The following is a 23,901-nucleotide window of genomic DNA, read 5'->3' on the forward strand; positions in this document are numbered from 1 at the left end:
CTTTGTTTATATCGTTTGCCGGGACCGCTGTCGCTCACCGTCCGTCCACCTGCCCGTCCGCCGCGTCCTCCACCAGCCGGAACAGCTCGGACCGCACCAGCTGGATGCGCGGGACGTCGGTCAGCCGGAGGTCGCCGGTGTCGGACGCCGACTCCACCACCAGGGTGCCGCATCCGAGGATGCGTTCGAGCAGGCGCTGGTCCGAGCTCACGCTGCTGACCTTGGCGAGCGGGATGTCGTCCTGGGACTTGTTGAGGATGCCGGTGCTGATGGAGAACCGGTGCGTGGTGAGCGTGTACGACGTGGTCACCCAGCGCAGGTAGGGCACGAGCGCCCACCAGACGAGCAGGATCACGACCACCGCGGTGACCGCGATCCGGGCGTAGCCGGTGTACGGCTCGCCGCCGGGGATGAGCAGGAAGGCGGTCACGAGGGCGGCGAGGAGGATGACGACCGCGAGGACCGGCCGCACCAGCCGCTTCCAGTGCGGGTGGAACGAGTGCACCACGCGCTCGCCCTCGGTCAGGTGATGCTCGGGGATTCCCATGCGGCACATCGTGGCACGGCGCGGGCCGCGCCGTCCGCCCCCTCGTCCGCCCTGTGGACAACTCTCCGCCGCCGTCCACAGCGGCCGTCCCGAGCGCCCCGCAGGGACGGTGCTTAGTCCCGCGCTCCGGTGGAGGGCCGCATTCCGCGCCGCGCACGGGGTTTCACTCCACACGCCCCGCGGGGTGTCGCATCCGCGCTTCGCACCGGCGGTCCGGGCGAGGTGACGGCGTCACCCCGCCGGCCTGCCGCACCGGATCACCGGGCCGGTTCACCGTGCCGGCCGTACGTGCACGACCTCCCCGGCGCTCACCGCCCGCTCCCCGTCGCCGGTGCGGACCAGCAGGCACCCGGACTCGTCCACCCCCGTGGCCGTGCCGGTGAGCACCCGGTCGCCGGGCAGCTCGACCCGCACCTCGCGGCCGACCGTGGCGCTCGCGGCCAGATAGGCCGAGCGCAGCCCGGCCGCGTCCGCGTCGCCGCCCGCGGCCGTCCAGTCCCGGTAGTGCCGCTCGATCTCGCGCAGCACGGCCCGCAGCAGCGGGTCCCGGTCGGTGCACGCGGCCTTCTCCACCGCGAGCGAGGTCGCGGTCGGCACCGGCAGCTCGTCCGGGCGCAGGCTCACGTTGAGCCCCATGCCCACCACGATCGCGGCGTCGCCGCCGGAGTCCACCCGCTCGGCGAGCACCCCGGCGAGCTTGCGCTCCCCGGCCAGCAGGTCGTTGGGCCACTTCAGCCGCACGTCGACCTCGGCGATCCGCCGTACCGCGGTGGCCCCGGCCACGCCGACGAGCAGCGGCAGCCACCCCAGCCGCGCGGGCGGCACCCGCGGCCGCAGCAGCACCGAGAACATCAGCCCGGACCGCGGCGGCGCCGACCAGGTACGGCCCAGCCGTCCCCGCCCGGCGGACTGGTACTCGGTGACGAGCACGGTGCCCTCCGGCGCGCCCGCCCGCGCCGCGTCGGCGAGGTCGGCGTTGGTCGACCCGGTGCGCCCGACGACGGTGAGCGACGACCACAGCGACCCGGGTCGGACGAGCGCGCGCGTCAGCGCCCGCTGGGACAGCGGCGGGCGGTCGAGATCGGTGTACGGCGATTCCTCCACCCGCCCATCCTGCCCGGTCGCGGCGACCGCTCCGGCCGGGCCGGGCGGATCACCCGGTGTTCTGCAGCCCGGCGGCCACGCCGTTCACCGAGAGCAGCAGCAGCGTGGAGAGCCGGTCGCGCTCGTGCTCGCTCAGCTCGCCGTTCGCCCGCAGCGCGGACAGCGCGCGCAGCTGCAGGTGGGACAGGGCGTCCACGTACGGGTTGCGGAGCTGCACCGCGCGGGAGAGCACCCGCCGGTTCTCCAGCAGCCGCGAGTGCCCGGTCACCTCGAGCACGAGCCGCATGGTGAGGTCGTACTCGGCGAGCACCCGCTGGGTGAAGTCCTCCCGGCCGCCGAGCGACAGGTACCGCTCGGCGATCGCCCGGTCGGTCTTCGCCAGCGACATCTCGGCGTTGTCGATCAGCGAGTTGAACAGCGGCCACTCGTGGTAGGCACGGCGCAGCTCGTCGAGGTCGTCCACGGCGGCCAGGCCGCTGCCGAGGCCGTACCAGCCGGGCAGGTTGACCCGGGTCTGCGCCCAGGCGAACACCCACGGGATCGCCCGCAGGTCGTCGAGCGAGCGCGGGGCGCCGAGCCCGCGCCGCGGCGGCCGGGAGCCGAGCCGCAGCGAGCCGATCTCCTCCAGCGGGCTGACCAGTGCGAACCACTCGGGGAAGCCCGGCGCCTCGGTGAGCGCGCGGTACGCCCGCTCGGAGGCGTACGCGACCCGCTCGGCGAGCGCGCGGAACCGGGAGGCGGCCTTGCGGGCGCGGTCCTCCACGCTTGGCGTGGAGGCGAGCATGACCGCGTTCGTCACCTGCTCGATGTGCCGCCGGGCGATCGCCATGTGGCCGTACCGGGCGAAGATCACCTCACCCTGCTCGGTGACCTTGAACCGGCCCGCGACCGACCCGGGCGCCTGGGCGAGCACCGCCCGGTTCGCCGGGCCGCCGCCGCGCCCGAGCGCGCCGCCGCGGCCGTGGAACAGGGTGAGCCTGATGTCGTTCGCCGCGGCCCACTCGGCGAGCTCGGCCTGCGCGTCGTACAGCTTGAGCGTCGCCGCGGTCGGGCCGAGCTCCTTGGCCGAGTCGGAGTAGCCGAGCATCACCTCCAGCCGCCGGCCGTTCTCCGCCAGGCGGCGCTGGACCGCGGGCAGCTCGAGCATGCCGGACAGCACGTGCGGCGCGTTGTCGAGGTCCTCGCCGGACTCGAACAGCGGCACCACGTCGAGCGTCGGGGCGCGCTCGCCCATGGCGTGCTCGGCGAGCTCGTAGACCGCGGCGACGTCCTCGGCCGAGCGGGTGAACGACACCACGTACCGGGAGCAGGCGGCCACGCCGAACCGCTCCTGGATCCAGGCGACCGTCCGGATCGTGGCGAGCACCTCCTCGGTGCGCTCGGACAGCGGCCCGCCGCTCCGGATCTCGGCGAGCGCCGCCTCGTGCACCTGGGAGTGCTGCCGGATCTCCAGCTCGGCGAGGTGGAAGCCGAACGTCTCCACCTGCCAGATGAGGTTCTGCAGCTCGCCGTACGCCTGCCGGACCGCCCCGGCGGCGGCGAGCGAGCGCTGGCACAGCCGCAGGTCCTCCAGGAACGCGTCGGCCGAGCGGTAGGCGAGGTCGAGGTCGCGCCGCCGGGTGGCGCCGATGCGGTGGGCGCAGAACAGCAGCCACTGCCGGTGCGGCTCGCGCGGCGAGCGCATGGCGAGCTCGGCGAGCAGGTCGGGGTGGTCGCCCTCGGCGTGGGCGAGCGCGGCGCGCAGCTCGGGCGAGGCCGGGGTGTCGCCGTCGGAGAGGGTGAGGGTACGGCCGATGCGGGTGGTGGCGTTCTCCAGCGCGATCAGCACGTGCTCGGCCTGGATGAGCAGGGCCTCGCGGGTCTTCTTCGCGGTGACGTTGGGGTTGCCGTCCCGGTCGCCGCCGATCCAGCTGCCGTACCGGATGAACGGCCGGGCGAGCGGCGGGCGGGTCCCGGAGCCGTCGGCGAGCGCGTCGTCGAGGGCCCGGTAGATCACCGGCACCACCCGGAACAGCGTCTCGTCGAACATCGCCATCGCGGTGCGGACCTCGTCGAGCGGGTCGAGCGGGGTCGCCCGCAGCTGCGCGGTCCGCCACAGCAGGTCGATCTCCTCCAGCAGCCGCCGCCGGGCCTCGCGGCGTTCCCCCGCGCCCGCGCCGGGCGCGTTGTAGGCGGCGAGCTGGGCGCTGATGCGCTGGATCGCGGTGACGACGGCGCGGCGCCGTGCCTCGGTCGGGTGGGCGGTGAGCACCGGGTGGTAGACGAGCTCGTCGACGAGGTGCTGGAGCCGCTCCGGCCCGAGGTCCTTGCGCAGCTCCCGCACCGCCGCGGCGATCGACTCCGGCTGCACGGCCTCCTCGGTGTCGCGCCGCCGGAGCGTACGGATGCGGTAATGTTCCTCGGCGAGATTGGCGAGGTGGAAGTAACAGGTGAACGCACGGGCGATCTGCACCGCGCGGTCGAGCGGCCACGCCGCGACCATCTCGGCCACCTCGTCCGCGGACACCTCGCCCCGGCGGGCGCCGATCACGGCCTTGCGCAGCCGTTCCACGTCCTCGAGCAGGTCCGGACCGCCGCTCTCGGCGATGACCTGACCCAGTAGCTCACCGAGCAGCCGCACGTCGGCCCGCATCTCCTCGGGCATCTCGGCGGCCACGCTCTGCCTGCCTACGGCCATGTCTCGAAGGGTATCGAGTCCGCTTTCGTACGTTGTGAGCCGACCCCCCGATTGGACTAGACCACTGGTCAGCGCCGGTCCGGCCGGTGAAACGATCACTACCCGGTCGTAACTTCCGGCACACCGTCCCGATCGCGGGGTGTGCCCGCAGGTCGCGCGGCCGGGAGGGCTACGCTGTGCGCCATGACCGCAGAGCCCGTAGCCGAGCCCACGCCCGAGCAGGAGCGCATCGACATCCACACCACCGCGGGGAAGATCGCCGACCTCAAGCGACGGCGGGAGGAGGCGCTCCACGCCGGCTCCGCGCGCGCGGTGGAGAAGCAGCACGCCAAAGGCAAGATGACCGCGCGCGAGCGGATCGAGGCGTTCCTCGACAAGGGATCGTTCGTCGAGTTCGACGAGCTCGCCCGGCACCGCTCGCACAACTTCGGGATCGACAAGAACCGGCCGTACGGCGACGGCGTGATCACCGGCCACGGCACGGTGGACGGGCGGCCGGTGGCGATCTTCAGCCAGGACTTCACCGTGTTCGGCGGCTCGCTCGGCGAGGTGTACGGCGAGAAGATCGTCAAGGTGATGGACTACGCGCTCAAGGTCGGCTGCCCGATCATCGGGATCAACGACGGCGGCGGGGCGCGCATCCAGGAGGGCGTGGTCGCCCTCGGGCTGTTCGCGGAGATCTTCAAGCGGAACGTGCACGCCTCCGGCGTGGTGCCGCAGATCTCGCTCATCATGGGACCGTGCGCGGGCGGCGCGGTCTACTCCCCCGCGCTGACCGACTTCATCCTCATGGTCCGGGAGAAGTCGCACATGTTCATCACCGGGCCGGATGTGATCAAGACGGTCACCGGTGAGGAGGTCACCTTCGAGGAGCTCGGCGGCGCGCACACCCACGGCTCCCGGTCCGGCGTCGCCCACTACGAGGCCGCCGACGAGCACGACTGCCTGGAGTTCGCCCGCGAGCTGCTGAGCTACCTGCCGTCGAACAACCTCGACGAGCCCCCGGCGCTCGAGGTCGAGGAGCTCCCGTACGGCGAGCTGGAGATCACCGACGAGGACCGCGAGCTCGACACGCTCATCCCGGACTCGCCGAACCAGCCGTACGACATGCACGAGGTGATCCGGCACGTGCTCGACGACGGCGAGTTCCTGGAGATCCACGCCGGGTTCGCGCCGAACATCATCGTCGGCTTCGGCCGGGTCGAGGGCCGCTCGGTCGGCGTGGTCGCCAACCAGCCGATGAGCTTCGCCGGCACGCTCGACATCAACGCCTCGGAGAAGGCCGCCCGGTTCGTCCGCACCTGCGACGCGTTCAACATCCCGGTGCTCACCTTCGTCGACGTGCCCGGCTTCCTGCCCGGCACCGACCAGGAGTGGAACGGCATCATCCGCCGCGGCGCCAAGCTGCTGTACGCGTACGCCGAGGCCACCGTGCCGCTGGTCACCGTGATCACCCGCAAGGCGTACGGCGGGGCGTACGACGTCATGGGCTCCAAGCACCTCGGCGCCGACATCAACCTCGCCTGGCCGACCGCGCAGATCGCGGTGATGGGCGCCCAGGGCGCGGTGAACATCCTCTACCGGCGCGAGCTCGCCGCCGCCGAGGACCCGGACGCGCTGCGGGCCCGGCTGGTGCAGGAGTACGAGGACACCCTCGCCAACCCGTACCTGGCGGCCGAGCGCGGCTACGTCGACGCGGTGATCCTCCCGTCGGAGACCCGGGTCGAGGTGATCAAGGCGCTGCGCGCGCTGCGCAACAAGCGCAAGACCCTGCCGCCGAAGAAGCACGGCAACATCCCGCTCTGACGGCCCGCTCCGCACCGCGCACGTGTCGGTGCGCTTTGACAGGGCCGCCGCCACTCCCTACGGTGGAGTGACAGAGCGCATTCGAAAGGTCACATTCGGTCATCCGATCCGGTGCGGGTGGCGGCGCACCGGGCCGGAGGCCGGCTGGGAAGGAGGCCAGGTGTCCGAGAACGACGAGCCCGGCGGGGACCGGCCCCGCCTGCGGGTGATCCGGGGCGACGCCACGCCCGAGGAGATCGCCGCACTCGTCGTGGCGCTCGCCACGCGGACCGCCGCGCCCGCGAAGCCGCCGGTGCGCCCCCGGGCGAACTGGCGGCGTCCGGTGCTGCGCGCCCCGCTCGCGCACGGCCCGGGAGCATGGAGGGCGAGCGCACTCCCCCGCTAGATGCCCGGAAGAGGGTGTCAAGTAGTCCAAGAGTTGGGACTATCTATGAAAGGGGGACGGACCGAGTACGCACCGAGCAGAGGCCTGGAGGAGAGCATGGGCACCCCGGACCTCACGGCCTATCGGGCAATGGCGAAGTACGCGATTCTCGTCGACGTCGGATACCTGTACGCCGCGGCCGGCGAGGTCCTGCTCGGCGCGAAGGAGCGCAAGGAGTACCGCGTCGCCGCCGACGAGCTCATCGGCGCGCTGAAGAAGCACGCCATGGAGCGCATCCCCGGCGAGCTGCTCCGCGTCTACTGGTACGACGCGGCCCGCGACCGCGTGCCCACCGTCGACCAGCGCGTCATCGCCCAGCTCCCCTGGGTCAAGGTACGGCTCGGCAACCTCAATGCCCGCGGCCAGCAGAAGGGCGTCGACGCCCAGATCCGCAGCGACCTGGAGGCGCTCGCCCGCCACCACGCGGTCACCGACACCGTGCTGATCGCCGGCGACGAGGACATGGTCCCCGCGGTCGAGGCCGCCCAGGCGTTCGGCGTGCGCGTCCACCTGTGGGGGGTGGAGCCGCCGTTCGGCACGAACCAGGCCGAGCGCCTGGTCTGGGAGGCCGACACGGTCGAGATCCTCAGCGCCGACTTCCTGCGCGCCTACTTCAGCCGCGCCCCGCAGCCGGTCGCGCCGACCCCGGCCCAGGTGTTCGCGGGCCGCAGCCCGGTGGTGAAGCCCCCGGTCAAGTCCCCGGTCGGCCAGGTCGCCAAGCTCGGCCCGAGCCGCCCGCGGGTGGAGGAGGTCGGCGAGCACGTCGCCCAGAAGTGGATCCTCACCCGGGGCCGCGACAACATCCGCGACCTGCTGCCCGGCCCGATCCTGCCCACCGTCATCGACACCGAGCTGCTCATCGAGGCCGAGAAGGAGCTCGGCCACTCGCTGCGGCCGTACCCCGAGGCCCGGGTGTGGCTCCGGGACGGCTTCTGGGCCCGGGTCTACCGGGAGTTCGACCTCGGCGTGGGCGTATCCTCCAAGTGATGACAACCTGTGACAACGCGGCCTCCGGTCGCACCGAGGCCGCCGGGGTGCGCGTCCGCACCGGCGACGTACGTGACGTTCCCGCCGTGCTCGCCCTCTTCGACACCGCCGTACGCTGGCTCGTCGCCCAGGGCCGTACCGGCCAGTGGGGCACCGAGCCGTTCTCCACCCGGCCGGAACGGGTACGGCAGGCCCACAACTGGGCGTCCGGCGGCGGCCTGCGCATCGCCGAGGTGGACGGCGAGGTGGCGGGCACGATCGTGCTCGGGGACGCCCCGCACTACGCGCCGCCCGCGACCGGGCCTGAGCTGTACGTGCAGGCGTTCGTGACCGACCGGGCGCGCCGGGGGCACGGCATCGGCGCGGCCCTGCTGGAGCGGGCGTGCGCCGAGACCGTGGCGCGCGGGCTGCCGGTGCTGCGCCTCGACTGCTGGGGCGGCGGCGACCGCGCCCTCGTGCGGTACTACGAGCGCGCCGGGTTCACCCCGACCGAGCGGTTCATGGTCGGCGAGTGGGAGGGGCAGGTGCTCGAGCGCCGGTTCCCCGGGCCCGGCGCGGCCACCTGACGGGACCGCGCGTGGCCGTCGTCCGCGCCGGTGCCGCGAGGTCCGTTTCCCGCGAGTCCACCGGCCCGGATCAGGGATAGCGTCGAAGACGTGTCCATCGCAGCGTCGCCCGCGACGGCGATCCCCGCACCGACGGCCCCGCCCGTGACCGGGCCGCCGGCGGGACCGGACGCGCCGCCCGCGGAGCTCGACTTCGACGCGTGCTACCGGGCGCTCGCCGCCCGGGACGCCCGGTTCGACGGGCGGTTCTACACCGGCGTGCTCACCACCGGGATCTACTGCCGGCCGATCTGCCCGGCGCGCACCCCCGCCCGGCGGAACGTGCGGTTCTTCCGGCACCCGGCGGCGGCCGAGGCGGCCGGGTTCCGGCCGTGCAAGCGCTGCCGCCCGGAGCTGAGCCCCGGGGACCCCGGCTGGGACGTCCGGGCCGACCTGGTCGGCCGGGCGCTGCGGCTCATCGACGACGGGGTGGTCGACGACTGCGGCGTGGCCGGGCTCGCCCGGCGGCTGCACGTGACCGACCGGCACCTGCGGCGGCTGTTCCTGGCCGAGCTCGGGGTCGGCCCGCGCTCGGTGGCGCGGACCCGGCGGCTGCTGCTCGCCAAGCGGCTGCTCACCGAGACCACGCTGCCGATCGGCGACGTGGCGTTCGCGGCCGGGTTCGGCAGCCTGCGGCAGTTCAACGCGGCGATGCGCGAGGCGTACGGCTTCGCCCCGGGCGAGCTGCGGCGCAACGGGGCAGGCGCCGCGGCTGCCCGCCGTACCGGTGGGGCGGAGGGCGGCGGCGCGATCACGCTGCGCCTGCACCACCGCCGGCCGTACGAGGCCGGGGCGCTGCTGGAGTTCCTGGCGGCGCGGGCGGTTCCCGGGGTGGAGGCCGTGGACGGCACGGGCTACCGGCGGGTGGTGCCGGGCGGGGTGATCACGCTCACCCCCGCCGACGGTCATGTCGCGCTGCGGGCCACCCTCTCCGACACGCGGCAGCTCGCGCGGATCGTCGCCCGCTGCCGCCGGCTGCTCGACCTCGACGCCGACCCGGACGCGATCGCCGCCACGCTGGGCGCGACGCCGCTGCGGCCGCTGGTGGAGCGCCGCCCGGGGCTGCGCGTGCCGGGGGCGTTCGACGGGTTCGAGATGGCGGTGCGGGCCGTGGTCGGGCAGCAGGTGTCGGTGGCGGGCGCGCGCACCCTGCTCGGGCGGCTCGTGGCGCGGGCGGGCGAGCGGACCGCGGACGGCCACCTGTTCCCCACGGCCGAGCGGCTCGCCGACGCGGACCTCGCCGGGCTCGGGCTCACCGAGCGCCGCGTCCGCACGCTGCGCACGCTCGCCGAGCGGGTGGCCCGTGGCGAGATCGACCTCGACGGGGCGCAGGACCCGGCCGAGGTGACCGTACGGCTGCTCGCCGTACCGGGGATCGGCCCGTGGACCGCGGGCTACATCGCGATGCGGGCGCTGCGCGACCCCGACGCCTGGCCCGACGGGGACCTCGGGCTGCGGCGGGCGATGCGGCGGCTCGGCATCGGGGACGACGAGATCGGGCGGTGGCGGCCCTGGCGGGCGTACGCCGCCCAGTACCTGTGGAGCGCATCATGATCCTCACGCAGACCATGCAGACCCCGGCGGGCCCGCTCTCCCTGCTCGTGCACGACGACGTGCTCGTCGGCGCCGGCTTCACCGCCGACCCCGAGGAGTTGCACCTGCGGCTGGCGCCGGAGCTGCGCGCGCTGCCGCTGCGGCCGGTCGGCGACGTGGGCAAGGCCGCCCAGGCGGTACGCGACTACCTCGACGGCGACCTGGCCGCGCTCGACGCGATCGCGGCGAGGCAGCACGGCAGCGAGCGGCGGCAGCGGCTGCTCGCCGCGCTGCGCGCGGTACCGGCGGGCACGGTGGTGACGTACGCGGAGCTCGCCGAGCGGGCGGGCATGCCGCGGAGCGCGGCCCGGGCGGCCGGTGGGGCGTGCGCGGGGAACCTGGTCGCCCCGTTCGTGCCCTGCCACCGGGTGGTGCCCGCCACCGGCGGGGTGGGCTCGTACTACTACGGGCCCGAGGTGAAGCGGTGGCTGCTGCGTCACGAGGGCGTGCCGGTCTGACCCCCGGCCCGGCGACGGCCCCGCCGCCAGCGAAAACGAGTGATGCTCACTTTGTCCGTTGATGTATCAGGACGGCGGGGAGCGGGTCTGGCTCAGTGGGGAGTTCCCCCAGTCGCCGGGCGGAAGGGGCGGACATGTCCAGACCAGGGGTCGGCTGGACGGGCCGGGCGCCGGGGGGACATCCCCGTGCCTGAGGACTGGAGCGACGAGGAGCTGCTGGCGCTGCTCGCCGACTATCTGCGGGCGGCCGAGCACATCCCGCCGCATCTCATCGAGGCGGCGAAGGCGGCGATCACCGAGCTCCACCTCGACCCCGATCTCGCCACCTGGGACGCCGACCTCGCCGAGCTGTGCCTCGGCCACGGCGTCGCCCGGCCCGCCTTCGACTCCGCGCTCGCCGGCGGGGCGGCCTCACCGGCCCGGTCGCCGGACGCCGTGCGGGCGCTCACCTTCGTCGCCGCCGAGCTCACGATCGAGCTGGAGATCCGCCCGGACGCGCTGACCGGGCGCCTCCTGCCCGCCACCCCGGCCGAGGTGCGCGTCCACACCCTCGGCGGCGACGTCCTCACCGCGCCCGCCGACCGGCTCGGCCGCTTCGTGCTGCGCGGTGCCGTCTCCGGGCCGTTCCGGCTGCACTGCCGTAACGGCTCCGGCCTGGACGTGTCCACCACCTGGATCGTCCCGTAGGCCAGGCGCGATCCCGGACCTCCCGCCCGCTCGCGGACCAGCGTCCGGGCGTTTCCTCCGGTCGCCCCATCGCCGGATGAGCGGGCGGCTGCGCCCTCATATCGTTCGGACAAATGCGGCATGCCATTGTACTCGTGACAAAGGTCGCATCAATTACGACAAGGCATATTCACGCCCTGTGACCCCGATATCGGATCATCGCCCTCAGGAATTACGGATGGATAAATCGGCACATGACGTAAATCACGGCGATTGCGAGCAATTGACGATATGATCAACATTCCGATCGCGCCGCTTTGGGCGGCACCGACGGAAGGGGTCAGGTTGACCGAGGAGAAGCGCAACTGGGCCTGGGCCGGCAATCGCGAGAACGAGCGTGTGCCCCCGGAAATCGATCCGAGCAAGCCGAGCGTGGCCCGGGTGTACGACTTCATGATCGGCGGCAAGGACAACTTCGCCGTCGACCGTGAGGTCGCCCAGAAAATGCTGCAGATCGCCCCCGAGGCCCCGTACAACGGCAAGGCGAACCGCGCCTTCCTGCGGCGGGCGGTGACCTACATGGCCCAGGAGGCGGGCATCCGGCAGTTCCTCGACATCGGCTCGGGCCTGCCCACCGTCGGGAACGTGCACGAGGTGGCCCACGAGGTCGACCCCTCGATCCGGGTCGTGTACGTGGACAACGACCCGATCGTGCTGGTGCACGGCCGGGCGATCCTCGCGGACAACACGACCACCACGGTCGTCCAGGCCGACGTCCGGGAGCCGGAGTCGATCCTCGAGAACCCCGAGGTGCGGAAGTTCATCGACTTCCGCGAGCCCGTCGGGCTGCTGTTCGTCGCGATCCTCCACCACCTGAAGGACGAGGACGACCCGGCCGGCCTCGCCGCCCGGTTCTACGAGGTCCTCGCCCCCGGCAGCCACGTCGCCATCTCGCACTTCTGCAACCCCGGCGACCGGCACCCGGGCGCGTCCCGGCTCGCGGTGGAGTCCGAGCGGGTGTTCGCCGAGAACCTCGGCACCGGCCGGTTCCGCACCCCCGAGGAGATCCAGGGCTTCTTCGGCGACCTGGAGCTGATCGAGCCGGGCCTGGTGCCGCCGCTCGACTGGCGCCAGGACCCGGAGACGGTGGCCGGCATCCTGCCGCCCAACCGCGACCTCTACCACTGCATCTACGCGGGCGTCGCCCGGAAGAACTGAGGTACGCCCGGCCCGGCGGCGGCCCCCCTCGGGAGGCCCGGTCAGGAGGCGCCGCCGGTGACCGTGCTCTGCACCTCGCCCACCGGAACGTCCACCGTGGCCGAGGCGCGGACCGGCGCGTAGCCGATCGGGCCGACGGGCCGGGTGGCGGTGACGTTCACCTGCCACAGCGTGGTGACGGTGAGCTCGTACACGCCGCGCGGCCGGTCGGCCGAGGCGCGCAGGTAGCGGACCCCGCAGGTGAACTCGCCACCCTTGGTGTAGGGGCGTCCGGTGCCGCCGCACCCGTCGCGCACCTCGGCCCGGTCCCAGGTGGTGCCGGGATCGATCTCGATCCGGGTGCGGGTCGCGGTCACGGTGGCGCTCATCACGCCGGGCAGGGTCGCGGTGACCGAGCGGGTGGCCCCGCCGGGGTCGGTCAGCCACACCCAGGTGGGCAGGTTCACGTAGCTCCTGGTCCGCGGGCTGAGCCGTACCCGGGGCTCGGGCACGGTGAGCGCGGCGCGGGCCACGTCGACGAGCTCGCGGACGGTGACGCCGCCCTGCGGGACGGTGCCGTTCGGCACGAACAGGAAGGCCTCCAGCTTCGACCGGCAGGCCAGGGCGTCCGGGTCGAGGTGGTTGTACGCGGGCTGCCACCACATGCCGTCCTGCCCGATGCGCTCGCGGAACCGGTCGAGGAATCGCTGCCACTTCTCCTCGGTGGCGCCCGGGGTGTGGTGGAACCAGTAGTGGCGCAGGGCCTCCTGGGTCTTCAGCATCTCCTCGGGCGTCTTCGACGGCTCGTACCAGCAGGGGCGGCGCAGCCGGTAGCCGTCGCTCCTCCCGCGGCGCAGGCCGTCGCCGGACAGCCGGATGCGGGAGTTCGTCAACTGCACTCCGGCGGTACGGCCGCGCTGGAAGCCCTCCCCGGTCACGCCCGGCGGCCTGGTGGCCCCGGACCCGGCGCGCCCCGGGTCGGGCGCGGCGGCGTGCGCGGGCCCCGGCGACCCGAGGAGGACCGGCAGCGGGATCAGGGCGGCGGCCGCGAGCGCGGCACGCCGCAGCGGGTTCGCTCTCATCGCAGACACCCCTTCGCACGCTCGTCGGGCTGCTCGGCGTAGTGGAGCACCGTGACCCGCCAGACGCCGTCCTCGCCGCGCCGTACCCCGGCCGCCTGGAAGTGCACGGCCTGCCCGGGCCTGGTCCAGTCGGGCTGGTCGGCGAGGGCACGGCCGGTCGCGGCGTCGGTCACCCGCACCCCGGATCGGTCGATGCACGCGTCCACCTCGGCGCCGGTGCCCTGCACCGAGGCGACCCGCAGGCCGTACAGGCGGACCGTGCCCTTGGCGGCCATCGCGCCCTCGGCGTACGCCCGCACCCACGCGTAGCCGTGGAAGCGCGCGGGCTCCTCGAGGGTCTCCAGGTAGGAGCGGTCCTTGCCGCTCGTCGCGATCGCGCCCCAGATCTTCGTGACGTAGTCGCGGTACGCCCGCACCATGGCCGCGTGCTCGGCGGACAGGCCGCCGGGCCACTCCACGACGACCTCCATGCCGGGCGCGGAGCGCACCCGCTCCACCCGCGGCCCGGACCCGGCCGGTGTGGACGGGCCCGCCGACGCCTTCGGGGCGGCGTCCCCGGTGGCGGTCGCGCCCGGCGCCGGGCCGTCTCCGGGGACGAACGTCTCCTCCTCGTCCGCCGCGCAGCCGGCGGCGAGCAGCGCAGCGGTCGCGGCGAGAGCCGTCCATCGCAGGCGGGTACGGACCGGGCGGGTGCGGCTGCCGGGGTGCGGAGGCCGGCCTGCCACGGTTCGGCGGAGCACTGCGGTACCCCTTTCTCTCGTGCCCGTTCGTCACGCCGACGGCAGCGAGTGCAGGCGCCAGGCGGGCAGCAGCTCGTCGATGAGGGCCTCGGTCTCCGGGGCCATGCCGATCCCGTACGGGTGCGAGGCGGCCCGCCGGTGGAGGCTGTCGACCACGGCCCGCAGCCGCGCCGTGTCGCCGGTGGCGTGGACGGCGCGCAGCAGCGCGCGCCACAGGTTCTCGTCGTCGGCGGCGAGCAGCAGCCCGGCCCGCACCGCCCGCACGGCGCGTTCCGGGTCGCCCTGCGCCAGCCGGATCTCGCACAGCCGCAGCGCCGCGTCGGCGACGGCCGCGGTGACGTCGTACTCGAGGTCGTCGGCGGCGAGCCAGGCGTACCGGCCCTCCGGGCGGTCGGCGAGCAGCGGGCCGCGCACCAGGTCGAGCGCCTGCTCCAGCAGCGCGGCCTGGTCGGGGCCGTCGCCGCGGGCCCGCCGGGTGAGCGCGACGAACATCTGCCAGTCGGTCTGCACCTCCGGGCCGAGGCGGAGCCTGCCGGAGGCGTCGGTGTACAGGTGCGGGCGGCCGGTCCGGTCGGTGCCGAGCCAGCGGGCCACCCGCTCGAAGGTGGCGTCCCGCACCGACTGCTGCACCCCGCGCGGCCACAGGATGCCGCCGAGCACGACCGGGTGCACGCCGCCGGGGTGGGTGGCGAGGTAGACGAGCATCTCGTGCACCAGGTCGGCGCGGCCCTCCTCGAGCGGCCTCGCCGGGGTGATCTCGATGGGGCCGAGGATGCGCACCTCGATCGAGGCCGGTCCGGCGGGCGGCGGCACGTTCGCCGCCGGGATCGGCTCGCCCTGCTCCCGCCGTGCGGTGCGGAACAGGTCGATGACCGCGTCGTAGTGGCGGCGGGGCAGCAGCTGCGCCCGCGCCTCCAGGCCGAGGGCGTCCACGCGCACGGTGCGGTCCTCGTCGATCGCCCAGGTCCACGCCGCGTACGGCACCGCGCCCGCGACCACGTACCCGGCGGCGGTGCGGATGCCCGCGCGGGCGAGCATGGCGAGCCGCCGCGCCTCGTAGGCGTCCGGCCGCAGCGCGGACAGCAGGTAGTGCGGCGGCCACGCCGGGTCGGTGGCGCTCGCGGCGATGCGGCCGGTGAGCACGTCGCCGGGGCCGGGGAGGTGGGCGGCCCGGGCCTCCAGCTCGGGCAGCGCCTCGGCGAGCGAGCTCACGTGGCGCACCCGGTCCGGGGCGATCATGGTGAGTTCCTCGCCGAAGCCGACGAGGGTGATGCGCATGCCGTCGGACCAGCGGTTGGTGGCGAGCTCGACGGCGAGCGCGGCGAGCGCCTCGGTGGTGTGGGCGCCGATCACCGAGATGAGCCCGTACGCGGCCTCGAGGTCGACCATGATCCGGCCGCTGGCGTTCGTGCCGAGCGAGACGAGCCCCGGGTACGGCGCGGCGACGTGTGCGAGCGCCTGCTCGTCGATGCGCCTGCCCTCGTGCGCGGCGAGCCGCCACACCTGGCCGCCGTCGAGCGCGGTCCACGGCTCGGGGGCGTCCGGCTCGGGCGGGTGGATCCACAGGTCGATGCCGTAGCGGGACAGGTGGGCGGCGTAGATCGTGGGCGGGGTGCGGCCCTCCTCGGCGAGCCGGCGGCCGAGCAGCCGCAGCCCGAGGTCGAGCAGGCGGCTGCCGGGCGCGTCGGAGCCGAGGCGCAGCGCGACCTCGGCCTCGGCGGCGTCGCCCTGCGGGCGGGGGATGCGGTGGCCGAACGCCCGGTGCCACAGCTGCTCCCGGCGCCGCCGCCCCAGCGCGGCGAGCACCCCGGCCGCGACGAGCGAGCCGGTGGCGAGGTAGTCGAGCAGGTCCGGCCACGGCTCCCGGGCCCCGCTCGCGGCCTCCCCGGCGTCGTTCGCGGCGCCGTCCTCGGTGCCGGCCCCCGTGGCTCCCTTCTCCGCCCGCGCCTTGGCCGCCGCCTCGGACCCGGCTCCGGCGCGCGTGCCGCTCCCCGCGCCCGGCCGGTCGCCCGGCCGCTCGGCCGCCCTTTCGCCGGAACGTTCCCCCGGCCCGGTCTCGGCGTCCGCGCGCCCGGCCGTACCGTCGCCGCCCGACGCGCCGCCCGCCTCGGCCGCGTCCCCGCGCACCGACCGGCCCGCGGCGTCGGCCGAGCCGCCGGGGTCGATGTGGGTGGTGCGGCCGTCGCTCTCGGCCGGCCTGCCGGGATGGTTGCGCAGCGTCTCGGCGGGATCCTGGTCGGCGGGCACGACGTGCACGTTGACGGCGTCGTCCGGCATCTCGAGCACCCAGCCGGGCCGGATCAGGTCCGCCATGCGCAGCCGCGACCCGTCCGGCTGCACCTTGTCCCGGTTGAGACGGAAGATCTCGGGGTAGCGGCGGCCGTCGCCGAGACACTTCTCGGCGATCTCCCACAGGCTCTCGTGGTGCCGCCCCTCCGGCGGCTGCACCACGTACACCTTCCTGACCTTGCGCGCGCCGAGCGGCGGCCGGACCTGCTGGAGCGCAGCGCGCTCCTCCTTGCCCGCCTCGGCAGCGGCGGCGGTCGCCGCGGGGCGGAGCGGCGCGGCCGATCCCGAGCCGATGATCGGCCCGGCCACCGTGGAGACCGCGAACAGCAGCAGGACCGCCGAGACGAGCCGGTTCGCCAGGGCCTGGGTGCCGCCCGCGAACGGCACCCGGGCGGGCATGCCGACCCGGCGCACGCCCGCGTACACCTCGACGATCACGCACAGGACGAGCTGGGCCCAGGCGAGCCAGACCACCAGCACCAGCAGCGCGACGATCATCTCCGGGCCGACGCGCCGGGTGAGCAGGTCCGGGTTGAGCAGCTCCCCGGTCAGCGGCGGGCCCGCGTACCGCAGCAGCGCGAACGGGACGCCGCCGAGCAGGGCGGCGAGCAGGACCAGCGCCCCCAGCCCGGCGAGCACGTCCCCGGCCGAGCGCCCGGCCCGGATCCGCACCGGCCGCCGATCGCCCGGCGGCGCCCCGCCTCGGTGCGGCGCGGACCTGTATGGCGCGCCCATGGCGTCTCCTCCCCGTTCTCCCTGAGTCGTCTCAGCGTCGTCGCAGCGCCCTCCGTGCGCCGATCACCGCCCGGGCCCGGGCGGACCCGTGCGGCGGCCCGTCCCGGCGCACGGCTCCGGCCCACCGCGCCGCTCCCCCGCGCGTCACGGCGTCCCGCCCCCGTCCCCGGCGTCGGGCGCGGCGGTGGCGCTCGCCTCCATCTCGTCGCCCGCGAAGCCCAGCGCGGCGAGGAACATCGCGCTCCACCGCACCCGCACCGCCACGGTCACCTCGGTGGCGCCGACCTCGCAGCGGGACATGCGCGCGCCGTCCTCGCCCTGGGCGTCGACGATCTCCTGGGCGCGGCGGCACACCGCGTCCTCGTCACCGCGCAGCACGACCCGGTCGGTCTCGTGCAGCCGGTCGACGTCGATCTCGTCGGCCGCGGCCCGGGCGCCCTGCTCGGCGATGTCCGCCGCCCGCAGCCGGGCGTTGATCGCGGCCCCGCCGTCCACGAGGAGCCCGGCGAGCAGGAACACCGCCGCGGCGAAGACCACGGTGAACACCGCCATCGAGCCGCGGTCCCGCCCGCCGCGGGCCCGCCGATCGGGTCGGAGCGCGCTCACTCCACCCTCCGCAGCCGCTCGATCGGCACCACCGCTCTGCCGGTCATCTCGCGGGTCGCCCCGAAGCCGAGGAAGCCCAGGTCGAGCTCGCAGGTGACGGTCGCCACCACGGCGCCGCCCGGCCGCCACCGGGCGTCGTCGAGCTCGACCCGCGGCGCGCAGTCCCGGCCGAGCGCCGCCTCGGCCGCCTGTCGCGCGGCGGCCTGCGCCTCGGCGAACGTGCGCCGCACCGAGGCCGCCCGGGCCGCGTCCCGCGCCGCGCCGTTCACCTCCCCCTGCGCCTCGACGACCCGGCCGGCGCCGACGAGGAACAGCAGGAAGAGCACGAACACCGGGGCGAGCAGCACCGTCTCCACCGCCATCGAGCCCCGCTCGCGGGCCTCCGGCGGTGTGCGGCGGCACCGGGCGGGCGCGGTCATCCGCACCCCTCCGTGCCGTCGTCCGGGCGGAAGCACTCGACCGGCCCGCCGAACCGGGAGGTGACGGTGAAGGTGAGCGCGGGCAGCAGCGGGATCACCTGGACCGCCGATCCGGTCACCTCGACGCCGCGCAGGTCGCCCTCCTCCCAGGCCCGCACCCGGACGTCGGCGAGCAGGCGGGGGCCGACCGAACGCACGATCTGCTCGGCCTTCGCCTCGGCGTCGTCCTCCCAGCCGGTCTCGCCGCCCGCCCGCGCGACGCGCGCCCCCTCCCGCGCGGCGGCGTCCGCGACCTGGCGGCCGTGGAACCAGAGGGCCACCTGCACGATGAGCAGCACGATCGCGAGCACGACCGGCATGATCATGGCGAGCTCGACCACGGTCGCGCCGCGGTCGCCGCCCGCCCGGTCGCCCCGCTCCGGGCCGGTACGGCCCGCGGCGGGGGCGGTGGCACGACTACCGGCCGGCGTCGCCGCCGGAGCGGTAGCCACCGCTGCCTCCTCCGTTGAAGGCGTTCTCGATCTCGGTCTGCCGCTCCTCGACGAGGGTCCGGATCAGAGTGGCGAGGCCGAGCGCGACGCCCGCGATGATCGCGGTGATCAGCACCCATTCGACCGCGGAGGCCCCCTTGGACGGGGCGTTACGCGCCCGGTCGAGCCGTACGCTGAGCAGGATCAGCAGGTAGGACAACCACGGCGGTGGGGTGAACATCTAGACTCCCAACATCTTCATCGCAGCCGGAAAACTCAGGAAGACCAGGAACCCGGCGCACAGCAGGAGCTGGGCGACGAGCATCGACTGGGACCTCTCGCCCGCCTGTCCCTCGATCTCGGCGAGCTCGCGGCGGCGCAGCGTCGCGGCGCGGGCGCTGAGCGACGCCCGCACCTTCGCCCCGTCGTCGGCGACGAGGGCGAGCGCGGCCGACAGGTCGCGCAGCTCGTCGACGTCGATCTCGTCGCCGAGGCGGCCGAGCGCCTGCCACGGGGTGATGCCGACGATCCGGGCGTTGCCGAGCGCCTCGCGGATGCGGGCCATCGCCCAGTTGCCGTCGTCGCCGACCGAGACCGCCATCATCAGCGCCTCGGGCACGCCCCGCCCGCCCGCCAGGTTCATCGCGACCAGGTCGAGGAAGGCGCCCACGGCGTGCCGGAAGTCGCGCCTGCGCGCCGCGGCGTCGCGCCGTACCTGCAGGTCGGGCAGGAAGAAGAAGACGACGGCCGCGAGCACGGCGGTCCACAGCGGCACCTGCGGGGAGAAGCCCCAGCCCAGCAGGGCCAGCCAGCCCGCCAGCAGCGGCGAGAAGAGCAGGCCGGAGGCGGCGAGCAGCGCCTTGGTGGCGAGGAAGCCCTCGAAGGAGCGGCCGAGCAGCGCCAGGTCGGCCCGGATCGACCTCACCTCCCAGCCGCGGGCGGCGTAGAACCGGGCGAGCCGTTCGCCGAGGCCTCGCCGGAACGCGCTGAGCCGCTCGTCCGTGGCGACGAGCCGGGTGCGCGGCCCGGAACCGCCCTCGCCGCGGGCCGCGTCGAGCGCGCCGATCCGGGCGACGAGGCCGGGCCGCGCCGGGAAGAGAGCGCGGATCAGCAGGAACACCCCGAGGCCCAGCATCGCCCCGAACAGCGCCGGTTCAGCCATCGCCGCTCCTCGTCGCCGGGCCCGCGAGCAGGCGGGCGGGCTTGTCGAACCGGGCGAGCCGCCGCATCCACGCGAATCCAGCGCCGAACAGGGCGGCCACCACCACGAGCACGGCCTGGCCGAGCAGGCCGTCGTACTCGCTCACGTACGAGGGGTTGAACAGCACGAGCAGGGCCGCGAAGAGCAGGGCAGCCCCGACCACGATCTGCACGCTGCGCCGGGTGGCCCGGCGTTCCGCCTCGACCTTGCGGCGCACGTCGAGCTCCTCGCGGGCCGAGGCGGCGAGCGCGGAGAGCACCTCGCGCAGGCCGGGGCCGCGCAGCCGGGAGTTGAGGATGAGCGCGGCCACCACGAGGTCGGCGGAGGTGTCGTCGAGCTCGTCGGCGAACTCGCGCAGCGCCTCCGGCAGCGGCATACGGGTGTGCAGCCGGTCGACGAGCGCGCGCAGGTGGGGCCTGAGGGTCGGGGCCGCCGCGCGCACCGAGGCGGGGATCGCCTGCTCCAGCCCGGCCGCGCCGGCGATGGTGTCGCGCAGCGACTCGGTCCACGCGGCGAGCGCCTCCAGCTTCCGCATCGCGAGGCGTTCCTCGGCCGCGCCGCCGGCGAGGCCGCGCCAGGCGAGCACGAGCAGCACCGCACCGGCCGCCGCCACCGGCCAGCCGGTGACGACGAGCACGAGCCCGCCGGCGACGGTCGCCACCGCCGCCCGGGTGGACAGGGCGTCCAGCGTCCGCCGCGGGTCGCGCCGCCGCCCCGGCCGGGCCGGCCGCGGCGGCAGGCCGTACAGGGCGAGGCCGAGCAGGAACAGCCCGCCGCCGACCGCCGCGCCGGCGAGCATGACGAGCGGGTCGAACAGCGTGGCGGGGATCACCTCCACACCTCCAGCGCCGGGTCATAGCCGTGCGCGGCGAGCTCCTCGATGCAGGAGATCGGCGCGTGCGGTACGGCACGGCCGTCCGGGCCGGGCGCGAACACCTCGCTGGACAGCACCCGGCCGTCGCACCCGGTCACCTCGCGGATGCTCGACACGAACCGCCGCAGCCGCCCGCCCCGCGCGTAGTCGTTGCGTTTCTCGATGAACACCACGAAGTCGATCGCCCCGGCGATGAGCATGTGCGTCGCCTCGATGGGCAGCCGCTCCTCGGCCTGCAGGGCGTAGGTGGCGATGCGGTTGAACACCTCCATCGACGAGTTGGCGTGGATCGTCGACAGCGATCCGTCGTTGCCCTGGGTCATTGCGTTGAGCATGGTGACGATCTCGTCGCCGAGCACCTCGCCGACGATCACCCGCGACGGGTTCATCCGCAGCGACCGCCGGACCAGCTCGGCCATGCTGATCGCGCCCTGCCCCTCGGAGTTCGGCAGGCGCTCCTCGAAGGCGACCACGTTGGGGTGGAGCTCGGGGAACTGGTCGAGGCCGAGCTCGAGCGCGCGCTCCACGGTGATCAGCCGCTCGTTCGGCGGGATCTCGTTCGCCAGCGCGCGCAGCAGGGTGGTCTTCCCCGCGTTCGTCGACCCGGCGATCATGATGTTCTTGCGGGCGGCGACCGCCGCGGAGAGGAACCGGCCGACCTCGGGGGTGAGCGTGCCGTTCCCCACCAGGTCGGACAGGAACACCTTGGTGAGCCGGGCGCGGCGGATCGACAGGGCGGGCCGTGCCGTGACGTCCATCACCGCCGACAGCCGGGAGCCGTCCGGCAGTCGCAGGTCGAGCTGGGGGTTGGCGGTGTCGAACGGGCGGCTGGACAGGCCCGAGTAGGCGGCGAGGATCTGGACGAGCTCGATCAGCTCCTCGTCGGAGTCGGCGACCGGCTCGCCCATCACCTCGCGCCCGTCGGCGTAGCCGATGAACACCCGGTCGCAGCCGTTGATGTCGATGTTCTCGATCTCGGGGTCGTCGAGCAGCGGCTGCAGCCGGCCGACGCCGAACAGCGCGGCGTGCACCGCCGACGCCAGCGCCTCCTCCTCTTCCGCGGTGGGCGGGGTACGGCCCTGCGCGATCTCGGCGCGCGCGTGCTCCTCGAGCACCTGGGCGATGAGCGCGCGGGCGAACTGGCGCTCGTCCTCGGCGGTCATCGGCGGCAGACCGTTCGCCTGGTCGATGCGGCGCTGGCGCGCCAGGCGGTCGCCGACCTCCTTGCGGAACCGCTTCACCAGGGTGTGATCGATCATCTGCCCTCCCTCGCCGGACGGGGCCGGGGGACGACCGACCCGTCGGCGGCCGGCCGGACGGACTGCGGGGCCGCGGACCCGGCGGGTCCGGCGGGTTCGGCGGGTTCGGCGGGCGCGGCCGTGCCGGGGGCGACGGGCACGCGGGCGACGAGCCTCCCGGCGAGTTCCCGGGCGGTCCGGATGAGCAGGCTGCGGTCGAGCCGGCCGCCCCACTGGCCGCGCAGCAGCTCGGCGCCCTTGGGGTCGTGGGCGAGGCCGCCGACGAAGGCGACCCGGTCGCTCGCGGCGGTGACGATCCGGCGCACCTCGTCGATCGCCTGGCGGTAGGACCGGGGGTCGGCGATGACCACGACGCCACGCTCCGGGCCCCTCGGCAGCAGGGCGAGGCGCTCGCGCAGGTGCGCGACGTGGTCGAGGCTCGCCCGGGTGAACAGCACCACCAGGTCGGCCTCGGCGATCAGGTCGTTGATCTGCGGGTGACCGCCGAGCCGTCCGCAGTCGGCGAGCACGTCGGCCTCCGGCAGCGCGGCGAACGCCCGGCCGAGCGGGCCCCACAGCCAGGTGAGCCCGGCGGCCTGCTCGGCGTGGGTGAGGCCGGTGAGCACGTCGAGGCCGCCGACGAGGCGTTGGGTGTGCGCGTAGATCTGCTCGGGGTGGAGCCCGCGCCGGGCGGTGGCGCCGAGGCTGAGCAGGCCGCGGTCCGGGTTGAGCATGCGGCCGTCCTCACCCGGCAGGCGGTAGACGAGGTCCCCGCCCGCGGGGTCGCACTCGGCGACCAGCACCGGACGCGGCCACACGGCGCCGAGGGCGGTGGCGGCGGTGGTGACGCCGGGCGCGCCCTTGTCGGCGGCGAGCGCGATGAGGCCCACCTCAGCTCGCTCCGGGGAGTACGGCGAGGGCGATCTCGCCACTGGAGGAGTGCTGGGCGACCGTGGGCGAGTCGGCGGTGTCCACGATGATCGACACCAGGCCGCCACCGCCCCGGCCGGCGGCGCCGATCGAGTGGACGAGGGCGTTCTGCACGAGGACCCGGCTCGCGCCGTCGCTCCGCGCCGGTACGTGGATCACCTGGACGCGGTCGCCCTCGGCGAGGTCGGCGGGCATCTGCCCGGCCTTGAGGGCGAGGCCCACGATCGCCTTGCCGGGGGCGAGCTCCTCGCTCGCGGAGGTGGTCATGCCCCGGATCAGCAGCGTGCCGGGGACGAGGGGCACCTTGGCGTACGTCTTGGCCACCTGGTCGCGCAGCCGCCACGGCACGTACTCGACGCCGGTCCCGGCGACCTGCACCTCTTCCATGGCGGACAGGGCGATCGGCTGGCCGGCCGCGATCTGCCGGGTGATTCTGATCGCGGAGACGCGGTCGCCGGCGCGCATCGTCAGCAGCGTGGTGGCGAGCGCCCCGCCCAGGATGAGGAGCACGGCGAGCGCCGCCAGGGCGGGCTTGCGCTCCCGGGGTGGCATCGGGAGCCTTCGGGACGCGGGCGCGGACAGCCCGGGATGACCGCCGTTCGCCTCCGGGCGGCCGGCGGCGGGGCGGCCGTCACGCGCGGGCTTCTCGCTGGTCCTCATGGGTGCGTGACTCCAAAAGGGCGTTGTCGCGGCTGGTCACCGCGCAGGTGGGCGAACCTCGATTTGGAGCTGGGTAACGCGTATCCGATTCGGAATTCACGCCATTATGGGCGGATCGGCCTGCCTGGCCGGGGCGAAATCAACGATCCATGCCTATCCGTTATGGCCGGACGCCGTCAACAGGGCTGCACGATTTTAGCCGTGCCGCGCCCGGAGAGCACCGCTTATTACCATAAGGCATGATTAACTGCGATAACTACGACAACTTTACTAACTCTGTTACCGCTCGCGTGAGCGCGCGCCTCCGGACCGCGGCACGCCACATCATGCCACGTCAGCGTGCGAACCGTGACCGGTTGTCCACAGGCCCGGCTTGATCCGGGCGGTTATCCACAGATCGTCGTCCACCCGCTCCACAGGTCCCGTGACTCTGCTGACATGGCGGAGTCCGATCGGCTCCGAGGAGGCAACAATCGTGATCAACGGGACCACGGTTGCATACCGTACAGAAAGGTGCGGCCCACCCCATAGGCATTACCGCAAATACAGGGATCGGATCGCATTCGCTCGCTACCGTGTGGGGCGTACGGGCC

The 23,901-nt window shown here is 74.5% G+C and carries 23 protein-coding genes; 8 read left to right on the plus strand and 15 right to left on the minus strand.

The genetic code is table 11. From position 1 onward, the window contains the following. Positions 1-34: 34 nt before the first annotated feature. The 3 genes from FHX40_RS18025 to FHX40_RS18035 form a co-directional block, all read right to left on the minus strand. Positions 35-547: a PH domain-containing protein gene (locus FHX40_RS18025; protein ID WP_142260712.1), complete on the minus strand. Its 513-nt coding sequence runs from the start codon at positions 545-547 to the stop codon at positions 35-37. A gap of 270 nt (positions 548-817) precedes the next feature. Continuing rightward, positions 818-1,651 carry a biotin--[acetyl-CoA-carboxylase] ligase gene (locus FHX40_RS18030; RefSeq protein WP_142260713.1) on the minus strand — a complete coding sequence of 278 codons (834 nt, stop codon included), beginning with the start codon at positions 1,649-1,651 and terminating at the stop codon, positions 818-820. A gap of 49 nt (positions 1,652-1,700) precedes the next feature. Continuing rightward, on the minus strand, positions 1,701-4,328 hold the full coding sequence (locus FHX40_RS18035; RefSeq protein WP_142260714.1) for a phosphoenolpyruvate carboxylase: 2,628 nt from the start codon (positions 4,326-4,328) through the stop codon (positions 1,701-1,703). Between the two features lie 183 nt (positions 4,329-4,511). Here FHX40_RS18035 and FHX40_RS18040 point away from each other — a divergent pair, with 183 nt between their 5' ends. The 8 genes from FHX40_RS18040 (at position 4,512) to FHX40_RS18075 (ending at position 12,085) form a co-directional block, all read left to right on the plus strand. Then, positions 4,512-6,134 (plus strand): acyl-CoA carboxylase subunit beta, encoded by a 1,623-nt coding sequence (locus tag FHX40_RS18040; protein WP_142260715.1) that lies wholly within the window; start codon positions 4,512-4,514, stop codon positions 6,132-6,134. Between the two features lie 160 nt (positions 6,135-6,294). Beyond that, positions 6,295-6,519, plus strand: coding sequence for an acyl-CoA carboxylase subunit epsilon (locus FHX40_RS18045; protein ID WP_142260716.1), 225 nt, complete (start codon positions 6,295-6,297; stop codon positions 6,517-6,519). A 96-nt stretch (positions 6,520-6,615) separates the two neighbouring features. Further along, positions 6,616-7,545, plus strand: a complete 930-nt coding sequence (locus FHX40_RS18050) for an NYN domain-containing protein (RefSeq protein ID WP_142260717.1) — start codon at positions 6,616-6,618, stop codon at positions 7,543-7,545. Beyond that, entirely contained in the window at positions 7,545-8,111 is a 567-nt protein-coding gene (locus FHX40_RS18055) for a GNAT family N-acetyltransferase (RefSeq protein ID WP_142260718.1), read from the plus strand. Before FHX40_RS18050 ends, FHX40_RS18055 begins: the two co-directional genes overlap by 1 nt. A 144-nt stretch (positions 8,112-8,255) precedes the next feature. Beyond that, positions 8,256-9,704: a DNA-3-methyladenine glycosylase 2 gene (locus tag FHX40_RS18060; protein WP_142261864.1), complete on the plus strand. Its 1,449-nt coding sequence runs from the start codon at positions 8,256-8,258 to the stop codon at positions 9,702-9,704. Then, positions 9,701-10,201, plus strand: a complete 501-nt coding sequence (locus FHX40_RS18065) for a methylated-DNA--[protein]-cysteine S-methyltransferase (protein ID WP_142260719.1) — start codon at positions 9,701-9,703, stop codon at positions 10,199-10,201. The genes FHX40_RS18060 and FHX40_RS18065 overlap by 4 nt, the downstream gene beginning before the upstream one ends. A 186-nt stretch (positions 10,202-10,387) precedes the next feature. After that, the gene (locus tag FHX40_RS18070; protein ID WP_142260720.1) at positions 10,388-10,888 is read left to right on the plus strand and encodes a hypothetical protein; all 501 of its coding nucleotides are present in this window, start codon (positions 10,388-10,390) and stop codon (positions 10,886-10,888) included. Between the two features lie 324 nt (positions 10,889-11,212). Beyond that, positions 11,213-12,085, plus strand: coding sequence for an SAM-dependent methyltransferase (locus FHX40_RS18075; RefSeq protein WP_229789031.1), 873 nt, complete (start codon positions 11,213-11,215; stop codon positions 12,083-12,085). A 41-nt stretch (positions 12,086-12,126) separates the two neighbouring features. On the opposite strand, the gene FHX40_RS18080 is transcribed toward FHX40_RS18075, so the two are convergent. From FHX40_RS18080 to FHX40_RS18135, 12 genes are all read right to left on the minus strand, one after another. Continuing rightward, on the minus strand, positions 12,127-13,146 hold the full coding sequence (locus FHX40_RS18080; RefSeq protein WP_142260722.1) for a hypothetical protein: 1,020 nt from the start codon (positions 13,144-13,146) through the stop codon (positions 12,127-12,129). Further along, on the minus strand, positions 13,143-13,871 hold the full coding sequence (locus tag FHX40_RS18085) for a hypothetical protein (RefSeq protein ID WP_170198656.1): 729 nt from the start codon (positions 13,869-13,871) through the stop codon (positions 13,143-13,145). Before FHX40_RS18085 ends, FHX40_RS18080 begins: the two co-directional genes overlap by 4 nt. 45 nt (positions 13,872-13,916) lie before the next feature. Continuing rightward, a complete protein-coding gene (locus tag FHX40_RS18090; protein WP_142260724.1) occupies positions 13,917-16,910 on the minus strand; it encodes a BTAD domain-containing putative transcriptional regulator in 2,994 nt (997 codons plus the stop codon). A 144-nt stretch (positions 16,911-17,054) separates the two neighbouring features. Further along, positions 17,055-17,516, minus strand: coding sequence for a pilus assembly protein TadG-related protein (locus FHX40_RS18095; RefSeq protein ID WP_229789033.1), 462 nt, complete (start codon positions 17,514-17,516; stop codon positions 17,055-17,057). Next, entirely contained in the window at positions 17,513-17,935 is a 423-nt protein-coding gene (locus FHX40_RS18100) for a TadE/TadG family type IV pilus assembly protein (protein ID WP_229789035.1), read from the minus strand. The genes FHX40_RS18095 and FHX40_RS18100 overlap by 4 nt, the downstream gene beginning before the upstream one ends. Further along, positions 17,932-18,426, minus strand: a complete 495-nt coding sequence (locus FHX40_RS18105; RefSeq protein ID WP_229789037.1) for a TadE/TadG family type IV pilus assembly protein — start codon at positions 18,424-18,426, stop codon at positions 17,932-17,934. The genes FHX40_RS18100 and FHX40_RS18105 overlap by 4 nt, the downstream gene beginning before the upstream one ends. After that, positions 18,392-18,646 (minus strand): Flp family type IVb pilin, encoded by a 255-nt coding sequence (locus FHX40_RS18110; protein WP_142260725.1) that lies wholly within the window; start codon positions 18,644-18,646, stop codon positions 18,392-18,394. The genes FHX40_RS18105 and FHX40_RS18110 overlap by 35 nt, the downstream gene beginning before the upstream one ends. Then, positions 18,647-19,567: a type II secretion system F family protein gene (locus FHX40_RS18115; protein WP_142260726.1), complete on the minus strand. Its 921-nt coding sequence runs from the start codon at positions 19,565-19,567 to the stop codon at positions 18,647-18,649. Continuing rightward, the gene (locus FHX40_RS18120) at positions 19,560-20,438 is read right to left on the minus strand and encodes a type II secretion system F family protein (protein ID WP_244941604.1); all 879 of its coding nucleotides are present in this window, start codon (positions 20,436-20,438) and stop codon (positions 19,560-19,562) included. The genes FHX40_RS18115 and FHX40_RS18120 overlap by 8 nt, the downstream gene beginning before the upstream one ends. Beyond that, positions 20,435-21,739, minus strand: a complete 1,305-nt coding sequence (locus tag FHX40_RS18125) for a TadA family conjugal transfer-associated ATPase (protein WP_142260727.1) — start codon at positions 21,737-21,739, stop codon at positions 20,435-20,437. The genes FHX40_RS18120 and FHX40_RS18125 overlap by 4 nt, the downstream gene beginning before the upstream one ends. Beyond that, entirely contained in the window at positions 21,736-22,650 is a 915-nt protein-coding gene (locus FHX40_RS18130) for a hypothetical protein (RefSeq protein ID WP_229789041.1), read from the minus strand. Before FHX40_RS18130 ends, FHX40_RS18125 begins: the two co-directional genes overlap by 4 nt. Beyond that, the gene (locus FHX40_RS18135) at positions 22,610-23,308 is read right to left on the minus strand and encodes a hypothetical protein (protein WP_229789043.1); all 699 of its coding nucleotides are present in this window, start codon (positions 23,306-23,308) and stop codon (positions 22,610-22,612) included. The genes FHX40_RS18130 and FHX40_RS18135 overlap by 41 nt, the downstream gene beginning before the upstream one ends. Between the last annotated feature and the right edge of the window lie 593 nt (positions 23,309-23,901).

The sequence above is a fragment of the Thermopolyspora flexuosa genome (genome assembly GCF_006716785.1).
GTDB lineage: Bacteria > Actinomycetota > Actinomycetes > Streptosporangiales > Streptosporangiaceae > Thermopolyspora > Thermopolyspora flexuosa.